The 24,027-nt window shown below is 43.9% G+C and carries 26 protein-coding genes; 14 read left to right on the top strand and 12 right to left on the bottom strand.

The window, feature by feature from the left end; all coding sequences use genetic code 11:
- Positions 1-12 precede the first annotated feature (12 nt).
- The 7 genes from ACYVAA_RS06885 (at position 13) to ACYVAA_RS06855 (ending at position 5,966) form a co-directional block, all read left to right on the top strand.
- Positions 13-618 carry a hypothetical protein gene (locus ACYVAA_RS06885; protein ID WP_460539858.1) on the top strand — a complete coding sequence of 202 codons (606 nt, stop codon included), beginning with the start codon at positions 13-15 and terminating at the stop codon, positions 616-618.
- A 152-nt stretch (positions 619-770) separates the two neighbouring features.
- Entirely contained in the window at positions 771-1,907 is a 1,137-nt protein-coding gene (locus ACYVAA_RS06880; RefSeq protein ID WP_460539856.1) for an ABC transporter substrate-binding protein, read from the top strand.
- A 9-nt stretch (positions 1,908-1,916) separates the two neighbouring features.
- On the top strand, positions 1,917-2,969 hold the full coding sequence (locus tag ACYVAA_RS06875) for an iron chelate uptake ABC transporter family permease subunit (protein WP_460539854.1): 1,053 nt from the start codon (positions 1,917-1,919) through the stop codon (positions 2,967-2,969).
- Positions 2,969-3,964 (top strand): ABC transporter ATP-binding protein, encoded by a 996-nt coding sequence (locus ACYVAA_RS06870; RefSeq protein WP_460539852.1) that lies wholly within the window; start codon positions 2,969-2,971, stop codon positions 3,962-3,964. Before ACYVAA_RS06875 ends, ACYVAA_RS06870 begins: the two co-directional genes overlap by 1 nt.
- A gap of 132 nt (positions 3,965-4,096) precedes the next feature.
- Positions 4,097-4,534, top strand: coding sequence for a MarR family winged helix-turn-helix transcriptional regulator (locus ACYVAA_RS06865; RefSeq protein WP_460539850.1), 438 nt, complete (start codon positions 4,097-4,099; stop codon positions 4,532-4,534).
- 91 nt (positions 4,535-4,625) lie between these two features.
- Positions 4,626-5,630 (top strand): NAD(P)/FAD-dependent oxidoreductase, encoded by a 1,005-nt coding sequence (locus ACYVAA_RS06860; RefSeq protein WP_460539848.1) that lies wholly within the window; start codon positions 4,626-4,628, stop codon positions 5,628-5,630.
- A 15-nt stretch (positions 5,631-5,645) separates the two neighbouring features.
- Complete coding sequence (locus ACYVAA_RS06855) at positions 5,646-5,966, top strand: 2Fe-2S iron-sulfur cluster-binding family protein (RefSeq protein ID WP_460539846.1); 321 nt, start codon at positions 5,646-5,648, stop codon at positions 5,964-5,966.
- Positions 5,967-6,150: 184 nt separating this feature from the next.
- Here ACYVAA_RS06855 and scpA read toward each other — a convergent pair whose 3' ends face one another.
- Positions 6,151-8,268, bottom strand: a complete 2,118-nt coding sequence (scpA, locus tag ACYVAA_RS06850) for a methylmalonyl-CoA mutase (protein ID WP_460539844.1) — start codon at positions 8,266-8,268, stop codon at positions 6,151-6,153.
- Positions 8,265-9,674, bottom strand: coding sequence for a methylmalonyl-CoA mutase family protein (locus ACYVAA_RS06845; protein ID WP_460539842.1), 1,410 nt, complete (start codon positions 9,672-9,674; stop codon positions 8,265-8,267). The genes scpA and ACYVAA_RS06845 overlap by 4 nt, the downstream gene beginning before the upstream one ends.
- A gap of 683 nt (positions 9,675-10,357) precedes the next feature.
- Between ACYVAA_RS06845 and dnaA the strand changes: the two genes are divergently transcribed.
- A complete protein-coding gene (gene dnaA / locus ACYVAA_RS06840; protein WP_460539840.1) occupies positions 10,358-11,788 on the top strand; it encodes a chromosomal replication initiator protein DnaA in 1,431 nt (476 codons plus the stop codon).
- Between the two features lie 21 nt (positions 11,789-11,809).
- Here the strand turns inward: dnaA and ACYVAA_RS06835 are convergent, their stop codons facing one another.
- Genes ACYVAA_RS06835 through ACYVAA_RS06825 form a run of 3 tightly spaced genes read right to left on the bottom strand, consistent with a single transcriptional unit; the run spans position 11,810 to position 14,046 of the window.
- Positions 11,810-12,592: a DUF3298 and DUF4163 domain-containing protein gene (locus tag ACYVAA_RS06835; protein WP_460539838.1), complete on the bottom strand. Its 783-nt coding sequence runs from the start codon at positions 12,590-12,592 to the stop codon at positions 11,810-11,812.
- A gap of 10 nt (positions 12,593-12,602) precedes the next feature.
- Positions 12,603-13,601 carry an ArgK/MeaB family GTPase gene (gene meaB, locus ACYVAA_RS06830; protein WP_460539836.1) on the bottom strand — a complete coding sequence of 333 codons (999 nt, stop codon included), beginning with the start codon at positions 13,599-13,601 and terminating at the stop codon, positions 12,603-12,605.
- A gap of 37 nt (positions 13,602-13,638) precedes the next feature.
- Complete coding sequence (locus ACYVAA_RS06825; protein ID WP_460539834.1) at positions 13,639-14,046, bottom strand: hypothetical protein; 408 nt, start codon at positions 14,044-14,046, stop codon at positions 13,639-13,641.
- Positions 14,047-14,100: 54 nt separating this feature from the next.
- On the opposite strand from ACYVAA_RS06825, the gene ACYVAA_RS06820 reads away from it, so the two are divergent.
- The 3 genes from ACYVAA_RS06820 to ACYVAA_RS06810 are packed head-to-tail and all read left to right on the top strand — an operon-like array spanning position 14,101 to position 15,771.
- A complete protein-coding gene (locus ACYVAA_RS06820) occupies positions 14,101-14,664 on the top strand; it encodes a CopD family protein (RefSeq protein WP_460539832.1) in 564 nt (187 codons plus the stop codon).
- A gap of 5 nt (positions 14,665-14,669) precedes the next feature.
- A complete protein-coding gene (locus ACYVAA_RS06815) occupies positions 14,670-15,335 on the top strand; it encodes an SCO family protein (protein WP_460539830.1) in 666 nt (221 codons plus the stop codon).
- Positions 15,319-15,771: a c-type cytochrome gene (locus tag ACYVAA_RS06810; RefSeq protein WP_460539828.1), complete on the top strand. Its 453-nt coding sequence runs from the start codon at positions 15,319-15,321 to the stop codon at positions 15,769-15,771. Before ACYVAA_RS06815 ends, ACYVAA_RS06810 begins: the two co-directional genes overlap by 17 nt.
- Before the next feature lie 9 nt (positions 15,772-15,780).
- On the opposite strand, the gene ACYVAA_RS06805 is transcribed toward ACYVAA_RS06810, so the two are convergent.
- Positions 15,781-16,203 (bottom strand): hypothetical protein, encoded by a 423-nt coding sequence (locus ACYVAA_RS06805; protein WP_460539826.1) that lies wholly within the window; start codon positions 16,201-16,203, stop codon positions 15,781-15,783.
- 57 nt (positions 16,204-16,260) lie between these two features.
- Positions 16,261-16,653: a MerC domain-containing protein gene (locus ACYVAA_RS06800; RefSeq protein WP_460539824.1), complete on the bottom strand. Its 393-nt coding sequence runs from the start codon at positions 16,651-16,653 to the stop codon at positions 16,261-16,263.
- A 38-nt stretch (positions 16,654-16,691) separates the two neighbouring features.
- Here ACYVAA_RS06800 and ACYVAA_RS06795 point away from each other — a divergent pair, with 38 nt between their 5' ends.
- Positions 16,692-17,516, top strand: a complete 825-nt coding sequence (locus tag ACYVAA_RS06795; RefSeq protein ID WP_460539822.1) for an aminotransferase class IV — start codon at positions 16,692-16,694, stop codon at positions 17,514-17,516.
- 12 nt (positions 17,517-17,528) lie between these two features.
- Here the strand turns inward: ACYVAA_RS06795 and ACYVAA_RS06790 are convergent, their stop codons facing one another.
- Genes ACYVAA_RS06790 through ACYVAA_RS06775 form a run of 4 tightly spaced genes read right to left on the bottom strand, consistent with a single transcriptional unit; the run spans position 17,529 to position 21,025 of the window.
- Positions 17,529-17,963 (bottom strand): hypothetical protein, encoded by a 435-nt coding sequence (locus ACYVAA_RS06790; protein WP_460539820.1) that lies wholly within the window; start codon positions 17,961-17,963, stop codon positions 17,529-17,531.
- Positions 17,964-17,978: 15 nt separating this feature from the next.
- Positions 17,979-19,205 carry an ABC transporter permease gene (locus ACYVAA_RS06785; protein WP_460539818.1) on the bottom strand — a complete coding sequence of 409 codons (1,227 nt, stop codon included), beginning with the start codon at positions 19,203-19,205 and terminating at the stop codon, positions 17,979-17,981.
- Positions 19,202-19,837 carry an ABC transporter ATP-binding protein gene (locus tag ACYVAA_RS06780; RefSeq protein WP_460539816.1) on the bottom strand — a complete coding sequence of 212 codons (636 nt, stop codon included), beginning with the start codon at positions 19,835-19,837 and terminating at the stop codon, positions 19,202-19,204. The genes ACYVAA_RS06785 and ACYVAA_RS06780 overlap by 4 nt, the downstream gene beginning before the upstream one ends.
- Before the next feature lie 12 nt (positions 19,838-19,849).
- Positions 19,850-21,025 carry a hybrid sensor histidine kinase/response regulator gene (locus ACYVAA_RS06775; protein WP_460539813.1) on the bottom strand — a complete coding sequence of 392 codons (1,176 nt, stop codon included), beginning with the start codon at positions 21,023-21,025 and terminating at the stop codon, positions 19,850-19,852.
- 464 nt (positions 21,026-21,489) lie between these two features.
- Between ACYVAA_RS06775 and sucD the strand changes: the two genes are divergently transcribed.
- Positions 21,490-22,371: a succinate--CoA ligase subunit alpha gene (sucD, locus tag ACYVAA_RS06770; protein WP_460539811.1), complete on the top strand. Its 882-nt coding sequence runs from the start codon at positions 21,490-21,492 to the stop codon at positions 22,369-22,371.
- A 155-nt stretch (positions 22,372-22,526) separates the two neighbouring features.
- Here sucD and ACYVAA_RS06765 read toward each other — a convergent pair whose 3' ends face one another.
- Positions 22,527-23,141 carry a 2OG-Fe(II) oxygenase gene (locus tag ACYVAA_RS06765; RefSeq protein WP_460539809.1) on the bottom strand — a complete coding sequence of 205 codons (615 nt, stop codon included), beginning with the start codon at positions 23,139-23,141 and terminating at the stop codon, positions 22,527-22,529.
- Between the two features lie 110 nt (positions 23,142-23,251).
- Between ACYVAA_RS06765 and ACYVAA_RS06760 the strand changes: the two genes are divergently transcribed.
- Entirely contained in the window at positions 23,252-24,019 is a 768-nt protein-coding gene (locus ACYVAA_RS06760) for a hypothetical protein (RefSeq protein ID WP_460539807.1), read from the top strand.
- Positions 24,020-24,027: the final 8 nt, after the last annotated feature.

Below are 24,027 nucleotides of genomic sequence, written 5' to 3'. Positions count from 1 at the left end.
ATTAAGTAATCGATGAGTCATTTTATTTTTCTAGGTAAATGTTGGATTGTTTCATTAGTGGTGTTATTGCTATTTTTTGAAGGGAGTGTCTGTGCTCAGACATTTCCCTTCACCAACCATACCGAAGTGGGGCTGCTTCAGAGCAACCAAAAATTCGGCAGACACGCCTCCTTTAGCTTTCAGACTTTTAATGGTGTAAAAGCCAACAAATGGCTACGGCTTGGCTTCACCACCGGGCTGGACACCTACCACCAAACGGAAATCATCCCTATAGCTCTTGGAGCCAGGGGCATTTTGTCGGAAAACGGAAAATTTTTGCCCTTGGCCGGACTGGACATTGGAATAGGAGCGGCACTGTTTGAAAAAGACTCCCGAACCCACTGGACAGAAGGAGGGTTTCTATTGAACCCTAGCCTTGGGATATTGATGAAAACCAAAGAAAAAGCCCGGATCAGCCTGACCGTTGGATACAAAAGACAGGTCATTTCTGAATACCAAGGAGTGCTGGATCCCGGCAACAACATTTCCAACAATTCACTTCCTCCCGGATACCGCTCTATTCACAAAAACAGGTTTATCTTCAACAGAGCATCCATCAAAATGGGGGTATTTTTCTAAGGAGTTGGAAGATACATTGGCTCAGCTTATTTTTGACCTTTGATTTGGGATCTCTATTTCAAATCTGTTTGACCCGAAATATGCAATAGCAAATCCATTGCGGGTTGAAACCTTGGTAAAAAATCACTAGGCATGTAAGCTGTGTTTATTTAATGAAAAAATCACTCCTTTTTATTTTTATCGCCCTTTTGTCCCTAAGCTGTTCACGGACACCTCAAGAAAACAGCCATGAATCTCTTCAGGAAATCAAATTGGACTATGCCCTTGGCTTTAAAATTTTCCAAGGGGAAGGCTATAAGGTTGTAGAAGTCATCCATGGCTTCCCAGGAGACCACAAGCCTTTCCGCTATTATGTTCAGGAGTCCAGCAGCGCTACAAAGCCGGAAGAGTACTTCAACGCAAGTATCCCTCTGGAAATCCACAAAATCATTCTCACATCCACCACCCAGGTCCCTCATTTAACAGAACTGGACTTGGCTGAAAAGCTTGTCGCCTTCCCCAACCGTGACCTGATATCCTCCAAGCCTGTCCGGCAACTTATCGAACAGGGGAAAGTCGCTGAACTTGGCGGGGGAGCTAATTTCAACTCCGAAAAAACCATCGACATATCACCTGACTTGTTGGTCATTTCCACCTTAGGGGACAACCTCAAAGACCTGCAGTTATTGGACAAAGCCAACATTCCCGCAGTGATCAACGGCGACTACATGGAACAGCATCCTCTTGGCCGGGCGGAATGGATAAAATTCACCGGAGCCCTGACAGGAACACTTGATGAAGCCATTAAAAGGTTTGAACAGGTCAAAAACAACTATCTAAATCTCAAAACAACCGTTAAACAGAGAGACCTTGAACACCTCCCCTCCGTGATCAGTGGCAATATGTACAAGGACATCTGGTACGCCCCTGCAGGCAATAACTGGGGGGCCATATTTTTGGAAGATGCCGGTGCGGATTATATATTCAAAGATCAAGAACATTCCGGAAGCCTTCAACTCAATTACGAATTTGTTTTGGACAAAGGATTGGATGCCGAAATCTGGATCAGCACGGCTGAATTTTCCACCCTGGATCAAATGAAAAACGCTGACAGCCGATACACTAAATTCAAAGCATTTCAAGAAGCAAATGTCTACACGTTTGCCAATACTCGCGGGGCCACCGGTGGCCTGGAATACTTTGAGCTGGGATACACCAGACCCGACATTATTCTTAAAGACCTCATAAAAATATTTCATCCGGAGCTATTGCCGGACTACAAACCTTATTTTTACGAGAGATTAAAATAACTCGGCCCATTGAACAATAAACAATTGCATATCAGCCTAAAAATCCTTCTGGGACTTTTATTACTTTTAGCACTTTTTGTGACCAATATCTCCATAGGTTCCATTTATATCCCCCTAAAAGAAATAATTGGAGCTTTGTACGGGGAAGCATTTGCCAGGGAAAGCTGGAACACCATCCTTTTTGAATACCGTATCCCCAAGGCTTTTACGGCGATACTAGCGGGAATTTCCCTTTCCATCAGCGGACTTCAGATGCAAACATTCTTCCGAAATCCATTGGCAGGCCCCTATGTATTGGGAATCAGCTCAGGTGCCGGACTGGGAGTTGCTGTGCTTATTTTGGGCGGCAGTGCATTTGGCTGGTCGCTGACGGGAAATTCCGGAAATTACCTGACGTGGGGAATATGGGGAATCATCCTGTCCGGAAGCCTCGGAGCCATATTAGTGCTATTGTTGATGAGCTTAACCGCTTGGAAGGTCAAAAACAGCACCACGCTGCTGATTATTGGACTGATGTTTGGCAGTGCCTCAGGAGCAGTTGTCAGTGTCCTTTCTTATTTCGGGAATGCCGAAGATTTAAAGCTTTTTACCATCTGGTCCATGGGAAGCCTCGGTGGAATCAGCGGAAGTCAATTGCAGATCCTTGGACTAACCACACTTCTTGGTGTGTTCCCCGTAATTGCCATGCTCAAATCATACAATGCCATGCTCTTGGGAGAAAGGTACGCCATGAGTATGGGAGTAAACATCAATGCACTTCGATGGACCATGATCCTCAGCACCGGACTTCTGGCCGGCAGTGCCACTGCTTTCTGCGGTCCCATTGCCTTTATCGGCATTGCCGTCCCGCATTTGGCCAGAATTATATTCCGCACCGGAGACCATAAAGTCCTTCTCCCTGCTTCAGCCTTGATCGGTGCCACTTTTCTGCTGATCAGTGATGCTATCAGCCAGTTGCCTGGCTCCGCAGAGACCCTTCCAATAAATGTCATCACCTCCTTATTCGGTGCCCCTTTGGTCATCTGGTTAATTTTAAAGAGAAACTTTGTCAGTGAATTTTGATGGAAAACGAAGCAAACATATTACAAGGCAAAGGAATTAGCATAGGATACAGAAAGGGTAAATCTTTCCATACTGTAGCCGAAGACCTCTCCTTTGGATTAAAAAAGGGGAAGTTGACCTGCCTACTCGGCCCCAATGGGGTGGGAAAATCCACTTTGATCAAGACTGTTATGGGACAAATCCCCAGTCTTTCAGGAAAAATAGACTTTCTGGGCTCCGATATCAAAAACCATTCAACAAAATTCATTTCAAAAAAAATCAGTGTAGTGCTTACGGACAAGGTTTCAGCGGGAAACCTTAGCGTCCACCAGCTAGTAAGCCTGGGAAGAACCCCCTTCACCAATTGGCTGGGAAAACTTACCGATGAAGACCAAAACATAGTAGACAAAGCCCTCAGGGTCACCAAAACTCATTACCTAAAAGACCAATTAATCTCGGAGGTGAGCGACGGACAGCTGCAAAAAGTCATGATCGCCAGGGCCTTGGCACAGGACGGAGAATTGATCATTTTGGACGAACCAACGGCCCATTTGGACCTGATCAACCGTTACGAAATCATGCATCTGTTGAGGGAAATCACTGAAAGGCAAGGCAAGTCCATTTTGGTCATCACCCATGATTTGGAGATTGCCATTGAAACAGCCGATGAACTTTGGATCATGCAATGTGGTGAACAACTCCTGGTTGGGCCACCAGAGGACCTGATCATAAACGGAGACATCAACCGGCTTATTCCTGGCCATCAACTGACCTTTGACCCTGAACTTGGTAAAATCAGGCCGTTCAGCTCCTATCAGTACAAAAATATCGAAGGCCCATCAAAAATCTCGCAGTGGTTAAAGCTTGCTTTGGAAAAAAACCATCTGGAACTACCGGAAAGCATAAAAATAACAGCCTCCTCTTCTCCTGCCCTTTTCAAAGTACAGGGACCAGATTTTGAAAAGGAAACCGGCAGCATCCATGAGGTAATCTCGTTTCTAAAAGAGCACATTTAAGCTCCAAAAAATGCCCTCAAACAGGCTTAAAATTGAGCCACTTAAATTAAAACTCATAAACCCTATCTTTTTTATGGGGTTTTGTTTTTCCTGAAACATTTTTCCTTTATATTTGTCATACTAATAATTGCGATGACAAAAGAACAATTTAGTCAATATTCCTTTTTGCTGGACAGAACAGCCAGACGGGTCAAACAATATGCACAGCAAAAATTCAAGAATGGAGATTTTGACGTCACGGTGGACCAGTGGCTGGTCTTAAAACAACTTTCTGAAAACGAAGATATCAGCCAAACAGAATTGGCAGCGATGGTTTTTAAGGATCAGCCTACTTTGACCAGGATCATTGATATACTTTGTAAAAAGGGCTATGTAGAAAGGGGGCCCCATCCCGAAGATCGAAGGAGTCTTCAACTTTTGTTAACAGCCGACGGGCTGGAAAAAGTGGAAGAGCTAAAACCAAAAGTTAGTTCTATCCGGGAAAAAGCTTGGGAGAATCTGGGGCAAAAGGACTTTGAGGAATTCAAAAGAATCCTCAATACCATATACAGTAATTTAGAACAGTTTTAAATAAGATATGGAATTCCCTTTTTTCCTCTATATATTTGCAGGAAAATAACCAATTCCAATTTCTAAAGCGAAGTAAATACACATTCATACCATGATAACAACTGACATTTGCATCATCGGAGCGGGACCTGTAGGATTATTCACTGTATTTGAAGCAGGTTTGCTGAAAATGCGTTGTCACCTGATCGACGCATTGCCTCAGGTAGGCGGACAGCTCTCTGAGATCTATCCGCAAAAACCCATTTATGATATCCCCGGCTACCCTGAGGTGAAGGCCCAGGAACTGGTGGATAACCTGATGAAACAAATCGAACCATTCAACCCCACTTTTACCTTAGGAGAGAGAGTTGACCACCTTACCAAACAAGATGACGGTTCTTTTGTATTGACCACCAGTGACAAGACCAAAATACATGCAAAGGTAATTGTCATTGCAGGCGGCCTGGGCTGTTTCGAGCCTAGAAAACCCGTATTGGAAAACTTAGAAAATTTTGAAGGCAAAGGCATTACCTACATGGTAAAAGATCCTGAGAAGTTCAGGGATAAAAACGTCATCCTCGCCGGCGGTGGAGACTCCGCATTGGACTGGACCATTTTCCTTTCCAGCGTAGCGAAGAAAGTTACTTTGGTACACAGAAACGAGACCTTCCGTGGTGCCCCTGATTCTGCTGCCAAGGTTTTTGACTTAGCCAACAACGGTAAAATCGACCTTATCCTAAGCTCCAACCTGACGAAGATTTCCGGCAACGGTCACCTTCAAAGTGTCACCATGAAAAACAAGGCAAAGGAAGAAATCACCATCGATGCCGATTACCTTATTCCATTGTTTGGACTTAGCCCTAAATTAGGCCCAATAGCCGAATGGGGACTGAACATTGATAAAAACGCCATTGAAGTGGACACGACAGATTACTCTACCAACGTAGAAAGAATCTATGCCGTCGGAGACATCAATACGTACGAAAATAAACTGAAGCTCATTCTTTGCGGTTTCCACGAAGCGGCATTAATGTGCCACAGTGCTTTTAAATATGTGTATCCTGACCAAAAACTAAGTTTTAAATACACCACGGTTAATGGCGTAAATGCATTTTAATTGTAATTTTGCAGCATGGTAACATTTGAAGTAGAAGATCACGACGGCAACCGTCAATCGATAGAAGCTCCCGGAGATATGGGATTAAGCCTGATGGAGGTCTTAAAAGCCTCCGAATATCCTGTCCTTGCCACTTGTGGCGGCATGGCCCTTTGCGCCACCTGTCACGTTGAAGTATTGGACGGCAAAGACGGATTGGGCGAAGCCACAGACGTAGAACTTGATCAATTGGAAACCCTTCCTGAGCTCTTTCCAACAAGCCGTTTGGCCTGTCAAATCAGAATCAGCGAATTACTGGAGGGCGCTGTGTTCAAGCTCCGTGGAGAAGAGAACTAAAAATCATTTTAAATTATAAAAAAGAAGTTGACCAATCGAACGGCCAACTTCTTTTTTTTACCCGCTTTATTCCAAAAGTATGAATCATATCTGGCCCAGGTTAAAAAATATAAAGCCGCAAGGTCAGAAGGAAACAGTTTATGAGTTCTGAAAAACTGTTTCAATTGACTATTCAAATCGTTAATTACTCCATTAATTCTTCAAGAATCTCAATAGCTGCTTTTGGCAACACCGTCCCTGGACCAAAGACCTTCATCACCCCTGACGCGAGCAACACTTCTTGATCTTTTGCCGGGATAATCCCTCCAGCGACTACTTTGATATCATCCCTCCCTTCTTTTTTGAGTGCCTCCACCAGTAAGGGGACCAGTGTTTTATGTCCGCCGGCCAAAGAAGAAACCCCGACCAGATGGACATCATTTTCCACTGCTTGCCTAGCCACTTCTTCCGGAGTCTGAAACAAAGGCCCTATATCCACGTCAAACCCCATGTCTGCAAAGCCCGAGGCTATGACCTTTGCCCCTCTATCATGACCATCCTGCCCCATTTTGGCGATCAAAATCCTTGGCCTTCTTCCCTCAATGGCTTCAAATTCTACCGCTAAGCCCTGTGCTTTCTTGAACCATTCGCTCTGGCCAGCTTCTTTTCCATACACTCCCGATAGCGCTTTACCGCTCGTTTTATACCTTCCAAACGTTTTTTCCATAGCATATGATATTTCACCCAAAGTAGCCCTTCTTCTGGCGGCCACTACAGCCAAGTCCAGCAAATTTCCTTCTCCGCTCCCGGCAGCCTGCGTAATATCTTCGAGTGCCTCCTCCACGGCCTTTTCATCCCTGCTGGCTTTTATTTCCTGAAGTCGCTGCACCTGCTCTTTCCTTACCTGCTCATTATCCACTTCAAGAATTTCAAAATCATGGTCTTCTTCCACCTTAAACTTATTCACCCCAACGATCACCTCTTGCCCGCTTTCTATCCGCGCCTGCTTTCTGGCTGCAGCCTCTTCAATCTTACGCTTGGGGAAGCCCAGTTCCAAAGCCTTGACCATCCCCCCAGCCCTTTCCACTTCTTGGATATGGCCCCAGGCTTTATCCACCAGCTGATCGGTTAGGTACTCCAAATAATACCCGCCCCCTAGTGGATCTACGGTCCGGGTCAAGCCCAATTCCTCCCTTAACACGAGCTGAGTATTCCTGGCTATTTTTGCGGAAAAGTCAGTTGGCAAGGCCATGGCTTCATCAAAGGCATTGGTATGCAGGGACTGGGTATGCCCCAAAACCGCCGCAATTGCCTCAATGGTCGTTCTGCTCACATTGTTAAAAGCATCCTGTTCGGTAAGTGACCAGCCTGAGGTTTGACAATGCGCCCTCAACATCTGGGATTTGGGATTTTTCGGGGAAAAACCTTCCATCAATTTCGCCCATAAAAGCCGCCCGGCCCTCATTTTAGCAATTTCCATAAAATGGTTCATCCCCACCCCCCAGAAAAATGACAGCCTCGGTACAAAATCATCCATTTTAAGCCCTGCCTTCAACCCTGCCCTTACGTACTCAAGCCCATCCGCCAAAGTATAGGCCAGCTCCAAATCAGCCGTTGCCCCTGCCTCATGCATGTGATAACCTGAAATTGAGATGGAATTAAAATTCGGCATATGTTCGGCAGTATAAGCAAAAATATCCGCGATGATGCGCATAGAAGGCTTCAGAGGATAGATGTAGGTATTCCTGACCATAAACTCCTTCAAAATATCATTTTGGATGGTTCCTTTAAGAAGCGCTGGTTGTACGCCCTGCTCCTCTGCCGCCACAATATAAAATGCCATGACAGGAATCACCGCTCCGTTCATGGTCATAGAAACCGACATTTTATCCAGCGGTATTTGATCAAAAAGCACCTTCATATCTTCCACTGAATCTATTGCCACCCCTGCCATCCCCACATCTCCGGAAACCCTGGGGTGATCCGAATCATAGCCTCTATGGGTGGCCAGGTCAAAAGCCACCGACAATCCCTTTTGTCCTGCCAAAAGGTTTTTCCTATAAAACTCATTGGAGGCGGTCGCTGTAGAAAACCCTGCATATTGCCTTACGGTCCAAGACCTGCTAAAGTACATCGTACTGTAAGGCCCGCGCAGATAGGGAGCTATACCTGCCCCATAGCCTAGATGCCCCCACTCCTGCCGGTTCCCTGCTTCAAAAGAATAGGGCACAGCAACTCCCTCAGGAGATTTCCATTCTTCCCTTAGCCCCTTTTTGAATTCCCCTTGGGCTTCTTTTTTCAATAAATTTAAATCCGGCCTCATGACTTTTGGACTTTACGATTTGCAAACATTAAACTTTTAACGACGGGCAGCAATTGCCTCTCGGCTTCAATCCGATTTGTCCACATGCTGTCCGTCTCCACCTCTACTCCGGATGAGTAAGCATTTACTCCTACTAAAATCTTCTCCCCCTCCAGCATTTCATCCACTTGCCTCTCCCTGACCTTTCTAACCTCGCGCTGAATGCTCCCCGATTCGAACGCAGCTTGCCAGCCCCCCTGCTCTTCCAACGATTTTAACCTTTCCACTACCTTATTATAAATGGTATCCTGCAAATAATAGAGGTAGTAGGACCCTGCAGTTAGGTCCGCCACCTTATCAAAATGCCCTTCCATTTTGAGAATATTGGAGACATTGGTGGCGATCCTCTTCGAGCGAAGATGGATGTTCCCTGTCAGAAAATCGTGAGGCCTTACATAGATTACATTTGCCCCTCCTTGTACAGCCATCATGGCTTCCAGGGTATTTCTCACCATATTGGTCTCCATCTCCAAATGGGATTTGTTCCAAATCGCCGTGGACACAAAGACCTTCAGTTTACCTGGATCGACTTTCACTCCGTATAAAGATGCAATTTGTCCAATCAAAATCCGTAAAACCTTCAGCTTGGCGATGTTAAAAAAATAATCGCCACCTACTCCTGCACTTACAAAGAAATTATCCAAGAAATCCTGGGCTCTCCCTCCTCGCTTATGCAGCATGTCCATGCTTTCGATCATTACCCCTAGACCGTAAGTCAGTTGCTGCACCGTATTTCCCCCGGCGTCCAGATAAACACCAAAATCCACACAGTGCCCTATAAACCGTGGATACTTCCGGGTAAGCTTATTGATCTCGTTCAGCATCTGTCCAGTTTCTTCTGCCCCTACCTTTTCCAAAAGACCCGATAGAGGGTCAAATAAAAAACCTCCCCTCAAAGTTTCCACGGGAAGTCCCTCACCCTCAAACCACTTTAAAAACCCCTTGAGCACCTCCATTTGTTTTATCTTAGGTTTAAGCCAGATGGAGATATATTCCGGCGAAACTCCTGCTAACAGCTCTTTTAAATCCCCTTTGCCCGACCAGCTTAGAATCACTCCATCTATCCCTAAATTCAAGGTCTGTTCAATTCCACTTTGTGCTTCTTCATCAAGATCAATAGTGGCAACATTCTCCCACCCGCTTTCATTTCCCTGGCTGTTGGATGGTGACAAAAGGTTGTCATATTTCACTAGCCACTCAAGTCCCTGAATATCCTCCTGTGTAAAAATAGGAGGCACTTTAATTTCTTCGACCTTATTCCAATACGCCAACTGCTCGGCCTTTTCCAAATTGGTGTCCCTTAAGGCTTGTGTGATCCATTCCGCTTTAGTGGGAAAGGGAAATCCATAAAAAGATTTTTGAGTCATATCTGGGTAAATTGTTTTCGACACACCATTTGTTACGATTCGGCTTTGTTATGAAAATAACATTTTTAATCGAGATGATCTAACCCCTTGGTCTCTTCAACCCGGATTATTCATAAGTGATCGTAGTAGCCTGTCCCGACTACTGTCGGGACAGGCTGAAAATGCAAGAAAATCAGGCTGTTTGGAGACTGAGGCCGCGGCGGATGGTAAACCTGTCTAGCCGCCAGGCAGAGTCGAAAACAGAAGCAAAGCGACTGATTTTATCCGCCGCGGATCAGTCCGTAATACTTGTGCGCCGTGGCGTAGATAAGCTAATGAATATTTCGGGTTCAACAATAGCTGTTCTAATTCCTCCATTTTTTTTGTATATTCCAAATTGGTAGATCGATAAAGTAGCGGGCTATCCTTGCCATAGCCATCCTGCATAATTTACCCAAATATGGTACAGATTAAAAGTCCCATTATAGTAAGAGAATGAAAGTGGGTGTTCCCGCTTGATGAATTGATCAATCAACTTAAAAAAAACAAAAAATTAAAAGATTAATTATTAAGATGATCCCTAAGCCAAACACAAGCTAAGTCAAGAAAATTTTGATTTTTAATTTAGATATATTTTCCCCAAATTTGTTGCCCTTCTATGGTGAAGTGGGAAATCTTAAATTCTTTCTTGTAACCAATTCTAAATGAGTTCAGAGGCAAAAGCAGTATGGGACGAGTGTTTACGTGTCATAGAAGAGCACGTAAACGAACAGAGTTTTTCCACCTGGTTTAAACCAATAAACCCGGTTAGACTGGAGGGCTCTGTGCTTACCATTCAAGTTCCAAGTCAATTTTTTTATGAGTGGCTGGAAGACAATTATGTCCAGGTACTTAAGCTTGCCATTAAGAATATCCTTGGCCCCAATGGCAAATTGGAATATGCCGTGGTCGTGGACCGTGGTAACTCCCAAAACCAGCCCTATGTAGTGAGCTACCCACAGGGGAATATCAGTCCGAATAAAAAGAAAAGCCCGGACAAAATAGATCAGCAAGAACGCAGGAGTCCTTTTGATATGAAAACCCTGGACAGTGAAGCCTTGCTACAGTCCAACCTCAATCCTAATTACACCTTTAATTCTTATATAGAAGGAGACTGCAATCGATTGGCCCGCTCTGCAGGTTATGCCGTTGCCACCAAACCTGGGGTCACCTCTTTTAACCCTTTGATGGTTTATGGCGGGGTAGGTCTTGGAAAAACCCACTTGGTTCAGGCCATAGGCAACGAAATCAAAAACGGCCCTGAGGAAAAATTTGTCCTGTATGTATCCTCAGAAAAGTTTGTCAACCAATTCATGGACTCCATTAAAGACGGTAATGTCAAAACCTTTACCAACTTTTACATGCAGGTGGATGTGTTGATCATTGACGACATTCAGTTTCTTGCTGGCAAAGACCGAACGCAGGAAATGTTTTTCCACATCTTTAACCACCTCCATCAAAGCAAGAAGCAGATTATCATGACCTCTGACTGTCCACCAAAGGACCTCAAAGGGCTTGAAGAAAGGCTGCTGTCCCGTTTTAAATGGGGCCTGACTGCCGACCTGCACATGCCGGACTTTGAAACCAGGGTGGCCATCATCAAACGCAAAATGCAAACTGAGGGCATTTACATACCGGATGATGTCATTGAATACCTGGCCTATACAGTAGACACCAATATCAGGGAGCTTGAAGGGGTATTGATTTCTTTGATTGCACACGCCTCACTCAACCGCGTAGAGATCGATCTTGGATTGGCCAAAACGATCATGAAAAACATCGTTAAGGACATTGAGACAGAGGTTGGAATTGATTTCATCCAGAAAACGGTCTCTGATTACTACGGCATAAAGCTGGATGACCTGAAGGCCAAAACACGTAAAAAAGAAATCGTGGTGGCCCGTCAGGTGGCCATGTATTTCTCTAAGGAATTCACCAATCATTCCTTAAAATCCATAGGCTATCACTTCGGGGGAAGGGACCACAGTACCGTGATTCACGCCGTTCAAACCGTCAATGACCTAATGGAAACAGATACTGCTTTTAGGAATGCCATCAACGAACAACGTAAAAAATTCAAAATGAGATCATACTAAAAAAGGGGGCTATCCCCTTTTTTACTGTCGTACAATTCCCTTTAAGTCTTTTAGCGGAAAACTCAACTCCGTCTGTCCCATGGAATAAGGACCTATTTCATAACTATTATAGACCATTATGAAATTCCCGTCCTCATACCCCATCGCTTTGGGGAGAAAGAAACTGCCTTCCTGAAGGAAAAACCTACCATCCTCCTCTAAACTCACCTCTGGATCCACCTCATGGTATTCACGAAAAGCCTCCTCTGCCATTTTAAACAATGCGGGCTCGTCCAGAATTATGTCTCCGTTTTTCAACAAATACCTTTCCTCCAGATCAAAATTCATAAACAACACGGTGTGGTTAGGATGCGCTCCTCCTGTATAAGTACTGTTGGAGAAAACCATAGAAAGCAAATTCCCTTCCAGCACATTGACCTTCCCTTCTACCTGATTAAACCAGCCATGAACTGATTCAGGAAATTCGGTTCCGTATGCCACAAATTCGTCCAAAAACATATCAGCCGCTGCTCCCAGACTATCCGCCGCCGTTGCCGTTTCACCCCAAGTCAAATACATTAGCAACTGCTCTTTTACATGGAGGTTTAACCAAGACGAAAGCTCTCGGGGCCCGGTAAACTCAGGGTAGTTTATTTTCACCTCAGCGCAGGTTTCCTCTTCTCCAACACAGGCACTTTTCTGAAAGACAGCTTCCTTAAAACCCAAAATATCCGCTTTTTCCCGCTTATTTTGAGCGCAGGCTGTTAGGCCAAAAAACAATACAAAAAAAGCTACTGCAAGCTTGATCATTTTAAAAGACATCATCTGTAATCAACTATTTTTTTAAAAACCCCTCTACCAAATTCCTTGCCATAGATTTAGGCGAAGCTTGACCATTTTTCACTTCTGTCAATACACGTTCCACGCTGTCCTTTATTTGCGGACTTTGGTAAAATCTATCTTCCAGGGTTTGCTGAACATGTGTGTAAAACCAGTGAATCCGTTGTTCAGCTCGATGGGATTCAAAAAAACCGTTTTTCTTCATCTTATCCATAAACTGTAAGATCAATTCCCACACTTTCTCCAAGCCATTTTGTTCCAATGCCGAAACTAACTCCACTTTTACCGACCAGTCTTCTTGGCCTAAGGGCAATAACTTACAGGCCTCGGACAGCTCAAGCTGAGTTTGTTTAGCGCTGGCCAGGTTGTCTCCATCAGCTTTATTGACCGCTATGGCATCAGCCATCTCCATTATCCCTCTTTTCACCCCTTGCAATTCATCCCCAGCACCTGGCTGGACCAGAAACAGGAAAAAGTCAACCATCTCCTTCACGGTCACCTCAGACTGCCCTACGCCTACCGTTTCCACCAAAACAACATCATACCCTGAAGCCTCACACAACAGCAAGGCCTCTCTGGTCTTGGCGCCCACCCCTCCTAAATTTCGCGCGCTGGGCGAAGGACGGATAAATGCTTTGGGTGACTTTGCTAGCACTTCCATCCGGGTCTTGTCTGCCAAAATGCTTCCTCCTGAATGCACACTGGAAGGATCCACCGTCAGGACAGCCAGCTTATGCCCCTTTTGCAGAAGCAGCTGTCCAAAATACTCTATAAAAGTACTTTTACCGACCCCTGGTGCTCCGGTTATTCCTACCCTGATACTGTTTCCAGTAAATGGCATCACCATGTCAATCACCTGATCCGTCAACTCCTGATCACTTTCAAGTTTGCTCTCCACCAATGTAATCGCGCGGGAGAGCATCGCCCGGTCTCCTTTCCGGATACCCTCACAGTACTGTTCAGGGCTCAATCTTTCCCTATTGGATTTCAACATCAAAAATTTATCATTTATTTTTCAGAACAAAACAGCCCTAGCGTCCAAAGGGATATTTCTTAAAACCTTCCTCCCCCATGGCCTTCTTTTCAAACCTGCCTACACAATGCTCTTCAAATTGTTTCTCAAAATAGGGCATCGCTTCTTCTACTTTTAAAGGCGTATTCATTTCACCCAAAAAGAAATACACCTGGGTATTTCCATATTTGGTATGTGGCATCAAGCGGCCATACTTCTCCATTTCTGCCCAAAGGGTGTCCGTTACGGCCACCGCATACACCCTTTTGATAGGCCCCGTATTGTTTTCATTCCTGTACTTTGCCTTCTCCACAAATTCCATGGAAAGATCGCTGACCCCAGGCTGTGTAAAAGTATCACTGACCATCCATACTATCAGTACCGACACTGCTAGGCCGAGCAGGTAATAGAGCCGTTTAGTTTTCATAGTTATACAAGGTTGTTTACCCTTAAACCATTAATTTAGGGGAAAAATTTGGATATGGGGTTTGAATATGTAAAAGCACTACATATAATATTTATTGTCACTTGGTTTGCAGGCCTTTTTTATATCGTCAGGTTGTTTATTTATCAAACCGAAACACTGGAAAGGAGCCCTGAAGAACAAAAAATCCTCTCACCGCAACTCGCCCTAATGGCCAAAAGGCTTTGGCTGGGAATCACCTGGCCCTCCGCTATTTTAACCCTGATTTTCGGAACCTGGACGCTTTCTTTCCGTTGGGGATATTTGGAAATGGGCTTTATGCACGCCAAACTGGGCTTCGTAGCCCTGCTGTACATCTATCACTTCATGTGCCACAGCATCTACAAAGACCTTCAAAATGGCATCGCCAAATGGAGCTCCACCAAACTCAGGATCTGGAATGAAGCTGCCACAATCCTCTTATTTGCGATTGTATTCCTAATTGTCCTGAAAAACCTCGTCAACATGGCTTGGGGACTGGTAGGGCTGTTGCTCTTCAGCGGATTACTGATGGCAGGCATAAAAATTTACAAAAAGCAACGCGAAAAGAGTAGAAACATCAAGTCTTCGTCAAAAAATTGATAAAAATGCTAAAACATCACCTCGTCCTTTTAACACTACTTGCCAGTGTTTTACTGGTTTGGAACTGCACCTCCAAATCAGACAACAAGGAATTGCCATTTTTAGGTTTTAAGGAAACAGAAGAAAAAACAGTAGATGGCAATAAGGTTACGGATACCATTTATCATACCATTGCCCCCTTCTCTTTTACGAACCAGGATGGCAATACCATTACCAATAATGAGGTAAAAGGAAAGGTATATGTGGCGGACTTCTTCTTTACATCCTGCCCGACCATTTGTCCGGTAATGAAGACACAAATGCTCAGGGTCTACGAAAAATTCAAAAGCCATCCTGATTTCCAGATATTAAGTCACTCCATAGACCCTACTTTTGACACCGAAAAGGTATTAAAAGACTATTCAGTACGCTTGGGAATAGAAGACGCCTCCACTTGGCACTTTCTCACCGGGGAGCAGGAAAAAATCTTTGAGATAGGCCAAACCAGCTATCTGGCCACTGCCATGGAAGACAAGAATGAACCCGGTGGATTTCTTCACAGTGGAGCCTTTATATTGATTGATCAAAAAGGACGAATCCGAGGTGTGTATGACGGCACCAAAGAAGACCAGGTGGACAAACTTATTAAAGACATTCCTAAACTGTTGAACAAAAATGAGAAAGGGGTTTAATGTACTCTTTTTACTTTTCTCCCTGTCCCTTTTGGGGAGCTGTGATAAGGGAAAGAAGAATGGGGAAGATCGTATTTCGTTAAATGACATCAAGGACCTCAAAACCCGCCAATATGCTGTGGAAGGCCAAACACTCTATGAAAATTACTGTGCAAACTGCCACCAAAAAAACGGTACGGGACTGGGACAGCTGATCCCTCCGCTAAAAAACGCGGACTACATGTCCGAAGACGTGGGGCGCACGGTCAACATCATCAAAAACGGTCTCAAAGGTGAAATCACCGTCAATGGTATCGGGTATAATCAACCCATGCCAGGTAATCCGCATTTATCCAATTTAGAAATAGCCGAAATCGCCACCTATATCTTTTCCGTATTTGGGAATTCGGAAAAACTGATCGATGCCAATGCTGTCAAAAAATATTTAGAGGAGTAAGCAACAGCCTTACTCCTCTATTTTGCCCGCCTCTTCCAAGGCCTTTTTTATATCTTCATTGACCTTGACCACCAACTCTTTTTGATCGCTCAGATAACTGATGGCCTCTTTTTCCTCCATCCCTTCGAGCTCTCCACTATACTGCCTCATCCAGACAAACATCCCCTCGTAGGCTTCATCAAGCTTAACCACAACTCCTCGCAAATGCTCAACATCACTCCTGTTGGCCACGGAATCCGCTCTCTCCAGTTCATCCGCCTTTTGTTGTATGCGTTTTTGTTCCGATTTAAGTTCTCCCATAAGAGGCATCACCTCATCATGGATACCGATCACTTCACTCTTTAAGTTCTCCACTTCCCCTTTTCCGCTGTTACAGGACGCAAGGGCCATTACTATTCCACCTAGTATTACCAGTTTTGAGAAGGTTTTCATGACATCTGTATTTTTTTTAAAACGGCTAAATTTCAGCAAATTCATTTCAATAAAAAACTATTTCTTCAAAACACTGCACTTTCTGCCGCTAAACCAGCTAAAGACGTGCAAGCCTATGAGCACTATGGAGGCTGCTACGGAAATATAAATCATAGCGGGGTGCCAATCATGCAAAAGAATACTGGTGGAAAATAAAGAAACTACCACCCAAAAACTTATTTTTACTGTGGCAAGTTTTTGATGTTTATTGGTCTGGTAAACGGCATAAATGGCCAGCAGGACAAAAACATAATCCCAGAAATGTGCGTTGGGGTGATTGTCATGGTCCAGAACAAATCCTAAGGACACCAAAACAGGAAAAACCATACAGTGTACCAGACAGGTCATTGAGGCGGTGAAGCCGATTACATCAGAATTGGAAAAAGAGCTTTTCTTAATTTTATGCAACATGATTGCAAATATAAAACTAAAACAATACGAATACCAATATGAAACCATTTTGTTTTGCTAAGGACCAAATCATAAAAAGCGAGAATGCCAGCCTGCATCCATTGGACATTGGATTGATCAGAGGATACGGTGTTTTTGATTTCTTCAGGACGGTAAATTACCGCGCTTTGTTTTTGGACGATTACCTGAACAGATTTATCCAGTCATCAGAAAGGGCCCACCTTACGTTGAAATATGACGACAATCAATTAAAAAGTATCATCACAGAGCTTATTGACAAAAACAGCCTGGAACAAGGGGGCATTAGAATGGTTATTTCAGGTGGAGTTTCAGAAAACCACTTCTCTCCCTCAGACAGCAGTTTATTCATCTTCTGTGAAGAATTGCTGATGCCCTCAGCCCAAAAATATTCTAAAGGAGTGAACCTGCTCACCGCCGAATACATCAGGCCGATCCCCGAAATTAAAACCACCAATTATGCACTGCCAGTGTACCTAAGTGCGGAATGGGAAGAAAAGAAAGCCGAAGATGTACTTTACCACCACAATGGCCTGATTTCTGAAAGCTCTAGAAGTAACATTTTTATCGTAAAGAACGGAACCATCAGCACCCCTAAACAGAACATTTTGATGGGGATCACCCGAAAAAGAATACTGGAACTGGACAGCGCTATTCAAGTCCGGGACACCCGGCTGGACGAGCTACTGGAGGCAGACGAAATATTTATGAGCAGCACCACCAAACGCATCCTCCCCATTACCCAAATAGACGGACAGCCTGTGGGTTCAGGACTGGTGGGGGAAAGCACCAAAAAGTTGATGGCTGCCTTTGAAGTCATGGAAAAGAAAAACGCCAAATTATAATGGCGTTTTTCTTTACAATATCAGCTCCGCATCCGTCAAAATATACATCAGCTTTTCGGGATCCTTGGCATTGAGTTTAAGTTTCCCTTTGACTTTTACCCTCTTGGAAGTGTACTCAATTGGATCCTTCATCATCACTTCCATGACCGTCTCAGGACCTCCCGATCCGCAGAAAAAGCATTCGGCCAAAGGCAATGATGAAAGGATAATGTGCTCCGGCTTAAACATCCCCTCAAAAGGGATAATATAGCCTTCGGCCGACACTTCCGTCCCTTCCAGCTTCTTTATCTTTTCGCTGAACACCGGTAAATAAAGTTCTCCATATTCATCCTCTCCGATTTCATAGTTTACCTCAGTCAAGGTCTTCCACACACTGCCCTCCTGAGCCTTGGCAAAACCGATAGGTAAAAGCAAAAAAGCAACTAAAATACTAAACGTTAATCTCATAATTTATCTCTGTTACTATTTGGTCAATTGTTTGGCAATATCTGTTCGGTAAGCGCCTAAGGCCGGTATGAGAGAAGCCACTACCCCTACGCTGACCGCATAGAGGACAATCAAAGCTTCTTCTTTCATAAACACCCATGCTGATATTCCACTTAGCGCCCCTTGCTCCTGCCCAATAACCAATATTGAAAGAAAAAGGTGCCCCATACCTATCCCTACCACTGCCCCCAGTGAAGTGAGGATCAGCCCTTCCAGTACTATGTGCAGGAACAACTGCCCTTTAGAGGCTCCAATGGTTCTCATAACGGCCAAATCGTACTTTCTTTCTTTTAAAGAATTATATAGGGCAATGAATATGCCCAAACCTGCGATGAAAATAATGACAAAAGCCAAGCCTTTAACCAGTTTGATCCCTACCCCAAGGAGCTCAAACAGCCTCGCTATCTCAAATGTGGGAGATGCAGCCTGCAACGAACTGCGGCTATTGATAAATCGCGGAAGTTGAACGGCCGCCATTGGACCTCTATACTGAATCAACAACGTCGTCACCTCCCTATCCTCATCTGTACTTGGAAAACCTCTTTTGACCACATCCTTCTCCATCGCCGCATGATCGTGCTCTTCCTCTTCATCATGGGTAAACCAAACGGACTCTAAGCTCGTCAACACCAGTTTATCCACCACCTTCCCAGATGGAGCCAAAACACCCGTGACCACATAATCGTGGTGATCATGTTCGTGGCTGCTACTACCGATACCATGTGATCCTGAAAAGGTATCCCCTACGTTCATCCCCAGTTTTTGAGCCACATCGCTTCCCAGCACTACATCAAATGGCTTTTCCCAGGCCTTTCCCTCTAAAAAACTCACTCCATATAAATCCAGGTAGTCATGGTTGGTCCCTACAATGCGATAGCCTTGATAATTATCCCCAAGCCCCAGAGGTATGGATTTTTTGATCAAGCGATTTCTGGAAATCCCTTTGGCCTCCTTCAAGTCAATATTTCCCGTAGGAAAATCGATATGGTATACACTGGACAGAATAAGCTGTAAAGGACTGCCTTTTGCCCCTACCACCAAATCGACTCCCTCCGCATCCTTGCTCATCTGGTTTTCAAATTGGTGCTGCATCAATAGCAGTACAGTTATAATGGCCAGGCCCAAAGCAAGTAACAAGATATTCAAGCCAGTGTTAAGTGGTTTGGAAACCAAATATTTCCAGCTAAGTTTTATCATGTTCATCTGTCACCTCCCATCGTAATATGATTGCCCACATGATCTTTCACCCTTTGGTCGTGTGTAACTACAATCAGCGCCGAGTGCATCTTTTGGGCCTGCTCTTTGAGCATTTTGATGACCAAGGCTGCATTCTCATCATCCAAACTTGCCGTAGGTTCATCCGCCAGGATAACCTTAGGGTTATTCACCAGTGCCCGGGCAATAGATACCCGCTGTGCCTCACCTTCACTTAACTCACTTACTTTTGCATGTTTCTTATGATCAATACCTAAGTCGGCGAGAATTTTATCAATCATCTTCCGATCAGCTTTGGCAGAAAAATATTGGGCCAGCTGTAAATTTTCTCCCACCGTAAGAGGCCCCAGGATATGGGGCTTTTGAAAGACCATGCCGATATTTGCACCTCTGAACTTGTCCAATGAAGCTCCCTTCAGCGCATACAAATCCTTGTTATCTATCATTACCTTTCCTGACTGAGGCCTGAGCAAACCTCCTAAAATGTTCAGCACAGTAGTTTTTCCGCTTCCAGACTTACCTAAAATCAGTAATTCCTGGCCTTGCTCCAGCGCTATTTTTGGTATTTCAATGGGAGAAGCCCCACCATACTGAAATGAAATATCTTGCACCAATATCATACCTAATCCGGATTAATCCATGGGAATCTTTACAACAAAAGTCGAGCCTTCTCCCGCCTTGCTTTCCATGGAGATTTCACCTTTGAGCACGTCTACACATTTCTTGACGATGGACAGCCCCAAACCGGAACCTTCTGTAATCCCTACATTTTTTGCCCTAAAAAACCGATCAAACAATTGCGACTGCTCTTTCTCGGGGATGCCTATACCATTGTCTTTTACTTCTGCTTCCAATATATTGTCCTCCACCTTTACGCTGAAATCAACCACCCCCTTTTCTTTTGAATACTTGACGGCATTTGACAATAAGTTCTCAAATACCTGATAGAGCAACTCGGTATCGGACTTCATGGTCTTTGGCACATTGGTAAAGGAAGTGTTGATCGTCACTTCATTGTCATTATTGGCTTTCACCACATCCAAAACTTCATTAAAAAAAGCCGCTGTAAAAAACCTCGCCGGTTTATAATCAATCTTATCGGCATCAGCTTTTCCAAAAAACAAAACAGAGGTCAACAGGCTGTTCAGGTTCCTTACCGAGTTTTCGATCTTCTTGGAATGCTTCATAAACTTCTGCTTCAAGGGATGGTCCTTTTCGGCATAAATCTGCAGCAACTGGGCAGAGCTCAAGATGGAAGTCAAAGGAGTCTTAAAACCATGCGATACGTTCTGAACAATCCTGGACTTCAATTCTCCGATCTCCCGTTCCTTTTCAAGCGCTTTTTTGAGCTCTCGGTTGGCCTCTTTGAGATCTGCAGTCCGCTTTCTCACCTTTTCTTCCAGCTCATTGTTCAGTTTCTGCAGCTCTTTCTCCTTTTTATCCTTAAAAATAGCCAGCTCAATCATCATATTGAGCTCCCTAATATTAAAGGGCTTGATGACATAAGCACTGGGGTTGGTTCCTGCAATCTTTTGGAGGGTGGCCTCATCAGAGCTAGCAGTCAGGTAAACCACCGGGATGCGGTATTTTTCATTGATAATTTCAGTGGTCTTGATGCCATCAAGTTCCCCTCCCAGATTAATGTCCATCATCACCAAATCCACTATACTGTTGTCCATCATTTCCAGCGCTTCTTCACCGGTTGCTGCTACGCCCAAAATTTCATGATGGTTCTTCTCCAGCGCTTTTTTTAGCAGAAGAGCGGATACATTATCGTCTTCCACTATTAGTATTTTCAGTGCTAGCATAGATTGTAGTTTATGTCAAAAATGGCCCTTAAATAAATTTCTTCACAATATTAACAATATTAATTAATTGACGGGCAATTTTAACGCTACTTGACCTTTCTCCCCCTACTTACTGCGTTTTTCAACACCTTCGAAACATCCCATTTGCATTTCAACTACAGACTGAGGCCATTCTCTTTTTTAGCAACACTGAATGCTTTTCTATAGGGGACTCCCTTCTATTTATCTTTTGTCTTGACTCTTAATTTAATCGACTTATAATTGTTTTACATGAACCGTCAAGAAATCAAGCCTCAAAAAACACCTCAAAACAAACAGTGAAGGCATTTTATCTCTCCTTAGGGTCTTCCTAAAACTGGAAAAACATCTTTTTAAATTAATTAAATTTGACAATGTTTTTCCTTTTCTTTTTTGTACTAGGTCTTAATCTTTTATTTTTGTATCCGAACTTTAAAAATAGCATCATGAGTGTTTTAGTAAATAAAGATTCCAAAGTAATCGTCCAGGGCTTTACTGGATCCGAGGGTTCGTTTCACGCGCAACAAATGATTGAGTACGGTACCAATGTAGTTGGCGGTGTAACTCCAGGAAAAGGCGGCAACACCCATTTGGGCAAGCCTGTTTTCAACTCTGTAGCTGAAGCTGTAAATACAACTGGAGCTGATACCTCAATTATATTTGTTCCACCTGCCTTTGCTGCTGACGCAATCATGGAAGCTGCTGATGCTGGTATTAAAGTAATCATCGCCATTACTGAAGGAATTCCCGTAAAAGATATGATGGTGGCCAAGCCTTACATCAAAGAGAGAGGCGCCATTTTGATCGGCCCTAACTGTCCTGGAGTCATTACTCCTGGCGAAGCCAAAGTGGGTATCATGCCCGGTTTCGTGTTCAAGCAAGGCAGAGTGGGGATTGTTTCTAAATCGGGAACGCTTACTTATGAGGCTGCTGACCAAATCGCAAAAGCGGGCTTAGGTGTATCCACTGCGATCGGTATCGGAGGTGACCCTATCATTGGTACGTCTACCAAGCAGGCCGTACAGCTATTGATGGAAGACCCAGAAACAGATGCTATCGTTATGATCGGTGAAATCGGCGGTAATTATGAAGCTGAAGCAGCAAGATGGATCAAAGCTGATGGTAACAAGAAGCCAGTTGTAGGTTTCATTGCTGGCCAAACAGCACCTCCAGGCAGAAGAATGGGACATGCCGGCGCTATCATTGGTGGAGCTGATGATACTGCAGAAGCGAAAATGAGAATTATGAGAGAGAACGGCATCCATGTAGCTGAATCACCAGCGGAAATCGGTGAGGTAATGGCTAAAGCACTTAATGTGGAAGCATAATCCTTCAAAACATATAAATGAAACAAAGCCTGTGATTCGATTGATTCACAGGCTTTGTTTTTTTACAGCAAAATCCGACCTGAATTCTAATTCGCCAATAGAAAAAAATCGATCCGATTAACTAAGTTGTCTTATCTTCAGGTCCAACCCAATAGTTAGTACTCCACATCTCTTAACCAGCCAGTAACACTTACCCTTTCTTTTCGGGTAGGCAAAACCTCATGAGGAATTTCCCCGCTCATAAAAACCACTAACTTGCCGCCTTCGGGATAAACATCAAAAACGGTTTCCTCCCCATCTTCATTTGGCAGGTACATCCTCAGAGCTCCTCCATCCTCCTCAGACCACTCATCGTTCAAATACAAAATCGTGGTCACTACCCGGTACTTTACGTTTTGGAATTGGTCCAAATGGCGGAGATAAAAAGACCCGGGAGGGTACATGGCAAAATGAGCCTCAAAAGAACGTAAGCCTAGAAAGCAACGCTGATTGACACCTTCCCTGATGCTTTCCATTTTCTCCCAATATTTGGCCTGTAAAGGGGTCAGCTCAAGGTGGTTCATCCAAAACACCTTATCGCTCCTGATTTCCGGTTTTATCTGAAACCCTTCTCCTTTACCTACCCCCGCATGCCTGAATTGGCCATGAAACAATATCTCCTGCTGTTCCTCAAAAAGCTCACGCCTAAAATCATCGGAAATAAATCGATCGACTATATACCAACCTTTTTCATAAAGCCCGTTGGCGATAGCTTCATACAGGTTTTCCATACCTCGCTGTTTTTGTGCGCAAAATTACGCCAATATTTCTCCAGAAAACCATAATTTTGCATTTAAATAAATGCAAGCCCATTTCAAACAACTCCCAAGTAGTATCAACAATGTTTCTTAAATCCGACGATATCAAAAGACTGGAAATAGAATTTAACTCAGGAATAGTCCCCCCTCCCTTCAGCAATGTCTTCAAATTAAAGATTGGCTTTGAAAAAGACTTCATCAACACCCAGTTCAGCATCCATTATACTGATAGGGAAGAATTATCCGAAGAAGAAATTCTATCCGAAGGATTTAATGTGGATGATGATTTTGAGTTTGTGGGAGAATTGCCAAAAGTCTGGGAAAATCCCATAAAATCCTGTTATGCTTCCAGCAAATGGTCCAACAAAAAAGACTTGGATGAAAATGGTGGAATAAAAATTCTGGGAAAAGATATCCATGGAAAAATCGCCAGAAGCATCCCCCTTAACCAGGAAGAATGGCACATGCTCACCCAAGAATTCATCCAGGCCATTTACGAGATCAACCATCGAGAGGCGCCTTTGACGATCAGGTACCGAGATATCACCAAAGAATCTGTCACAGAATATATTCTGACCGTGAAATTTTCAGTCCGCAAAGTCATTGTAGAGGTCAATGGGGAGATCAAAGAAATGGATTGGGACGAAAGCCGCCAATTACTGTCCAATATCTACCTTCCCGATTATGATTATGAAACGGCCACGGAAGCATTGCCGAAAAAACGGGGCCAATATATTGACTGCGGAGATGGTTTTTGGCACAAATTTGGCAAAGGAGTAATAAACCTCGATGATTCCTTTGATGCAATTTCAAAGATCCAGGAAGGTTTTAAAAATTTAAACCAACTATAAATTTTTAA

The organism is Echinicola sediminis (assembly GCF_054777495.1).
This window is presented reverse-complemented; position numbering and strand designations above follow the sequence as displayed.

Coding starts and splice junctions, on each gene's coding strand:
- ACYVAA_RS06885 (WP_460539858.1), top strand. CDS start 13: ATGAGTCATTTTATTTTTCTAGGTAAATGTTGGATTGTTTCATTAGTG.
- ACYVAA_RS06880 (WP_460539856.1), top strand. CDS start 771: ATGAAAAAATCACTCCTTTTTATTTTTATCGCCCTTTTGTCCCTAAGC.
- ACYVAA_RS06870 (WP_460539852.1), top strand. CDS start 2,969: ATGGAAAACGAAGCAAACATATTACAAGGCAAAGGAATTAGCATAGGA.
- ACYVAA_RS06865 (WP_460539850.1), top strand. CDS start 4,097: ATGACAAAAGAACAATTTAGTCAATATTCCTTTTTGCTGGACAGAACA.
- ACYVAA_RS06860 (WP_460539848.1), top strand. CDS start 4,626: ATGATAACAACTGACATTTGCATCATCGGAGCGGGACCTGTAGGATTA.
- ACYVAA_RS06855 (WP_460539846.1), top strand. CDS start 5,646: ATGGTAACATTTGAAGTAGAAGATCACGACGGCAACCGTCAATCGATA.
- scpA (WP_460539844.1), bottom strand. CDS start 8,268: ATGAGGCCGGATTTAAATTTATTGAAAAAAGAAGCCCAAGGGGAATTC.
- ACYVAA_RS06845 (WP_460539842.1), bottom strand. CDS start 9,674: ATGACTCAAAAATCTTTTTATGGATTTCCCTTTCCCACTAAAGCGGAA.
- dnaA (WP_460539840.1), top strand. CDS start 10,358: ATGAGTTCAGAGGCAAAAGCAGTATGGGACGAGTGTTTACGTGTCATA.
- ACYVAA_RS06835 (WP_460539838.1), bottom strand. CDS start 12,592: ATGATGTCTTTTAAAATGATCAAGCTTGCAGTAGCTTTTTTTGTATTG.
- meaB (WP_460539836.1), bottom strand. CDS start 13,601: ATGTTGAAATCCAATAGGGAAAGATTGAGCCCTGAACAGTACTGTGAG.
- ACYVAA_RS06825 (WP_460539834.1), bottom strand. CDS start 14,046: ATGAAAACTAAACGGCTCTATTACCTGCTCGGCCTAGCAGTGTCGGTA.
- ACYVAA_RS06820 (WP_460539832.1), top strand. CDS start 14,101: ATGGGGTTTGAATATGTAAAAGCACTACATATAATATTTATTGTCACT.
- ACYVAA_RS06815 (WP_460539830.1), top strand. CDS start 14,670: ATGCTAAAACATCACCTCGTCCTTTTAACACTACTTGCCAGTGTTTTA.
- ACYVAA_RS06810 (WP_460539828.1), top strand. CDS start 15,319: ATGAGAAAGGGGTTTAATGTACTCTTTTTACTTTTCTCCCTGTCCCTT.
- ACYVAA_RS06805 (WP_460539826.1), bottom strand. CDS start 16,203: ATGAAAACCTTCTCAAAACTGGTAATACTAGGTGGAATAGTAATGGCC.
- ACYVAA_RS06800 (WP_460539824.1), bottom strand. CDS start 16,653: ATGTTGCATAAAATTAAGAAAAGCTCTTTTTCCAATTCTGATGTAATC.
- ACYVAA_RS06795 (WP_460539822.1), top strand. CDS start 16,692: ATGAAACCATTTTGTTTTGCTAAGGACCAAATCATAAAAAGCGAGAAT.
- ACYVAA_RS06790 (WP_460539820.1), bottom strand. CDS start 17,963: ATGAGATTAACGTTTAGTATTTTAGTTGCTTTTTTGCTTTTACCTATC.
- ACYVAA_RS06785 (WP_460539818.1), bottom strand. CDS start 19,205: ATGAACATGATAAAACTTAGCTGGAAATATTTGGTTTCCAAACCACTT.
- ACYVAA_RS06780 (WP_460539816.1), bottom strand. CDS start 19,837: ATGATATTGGTGCAAGATATTTCATTTCAGTATGGTGGGGCTTCTCCC.
- ACYVAA_RS06775 (WP_460539813.1), bottom strand. CDS start 21,025: ATGCTAGCACTGAAAATACTAATAGTGGAAGACGATAATGTATCCGCT.
- sucD (WP_460539811.1), top strand. CDS start 21,490: ATGAGTGTTTTAGTAAATAAAGATTCCAAAGTAATCGTCCAGGGCTTT.
- ACYVAA_RS06765 (WP_460539809.1), bottom strand. CDS start 23,141: ATGGAAAACCTGTATGAAGCTATCGCCAACGGGCTTTATGAAAAAGGT.
- ACYVAA_RS06760 (WP_460539807.1), top strand. CDS start 23,252: ATGTTTCTTAAATCCGACGATATCAAAAGACTGGAAATAGAATTTAAC.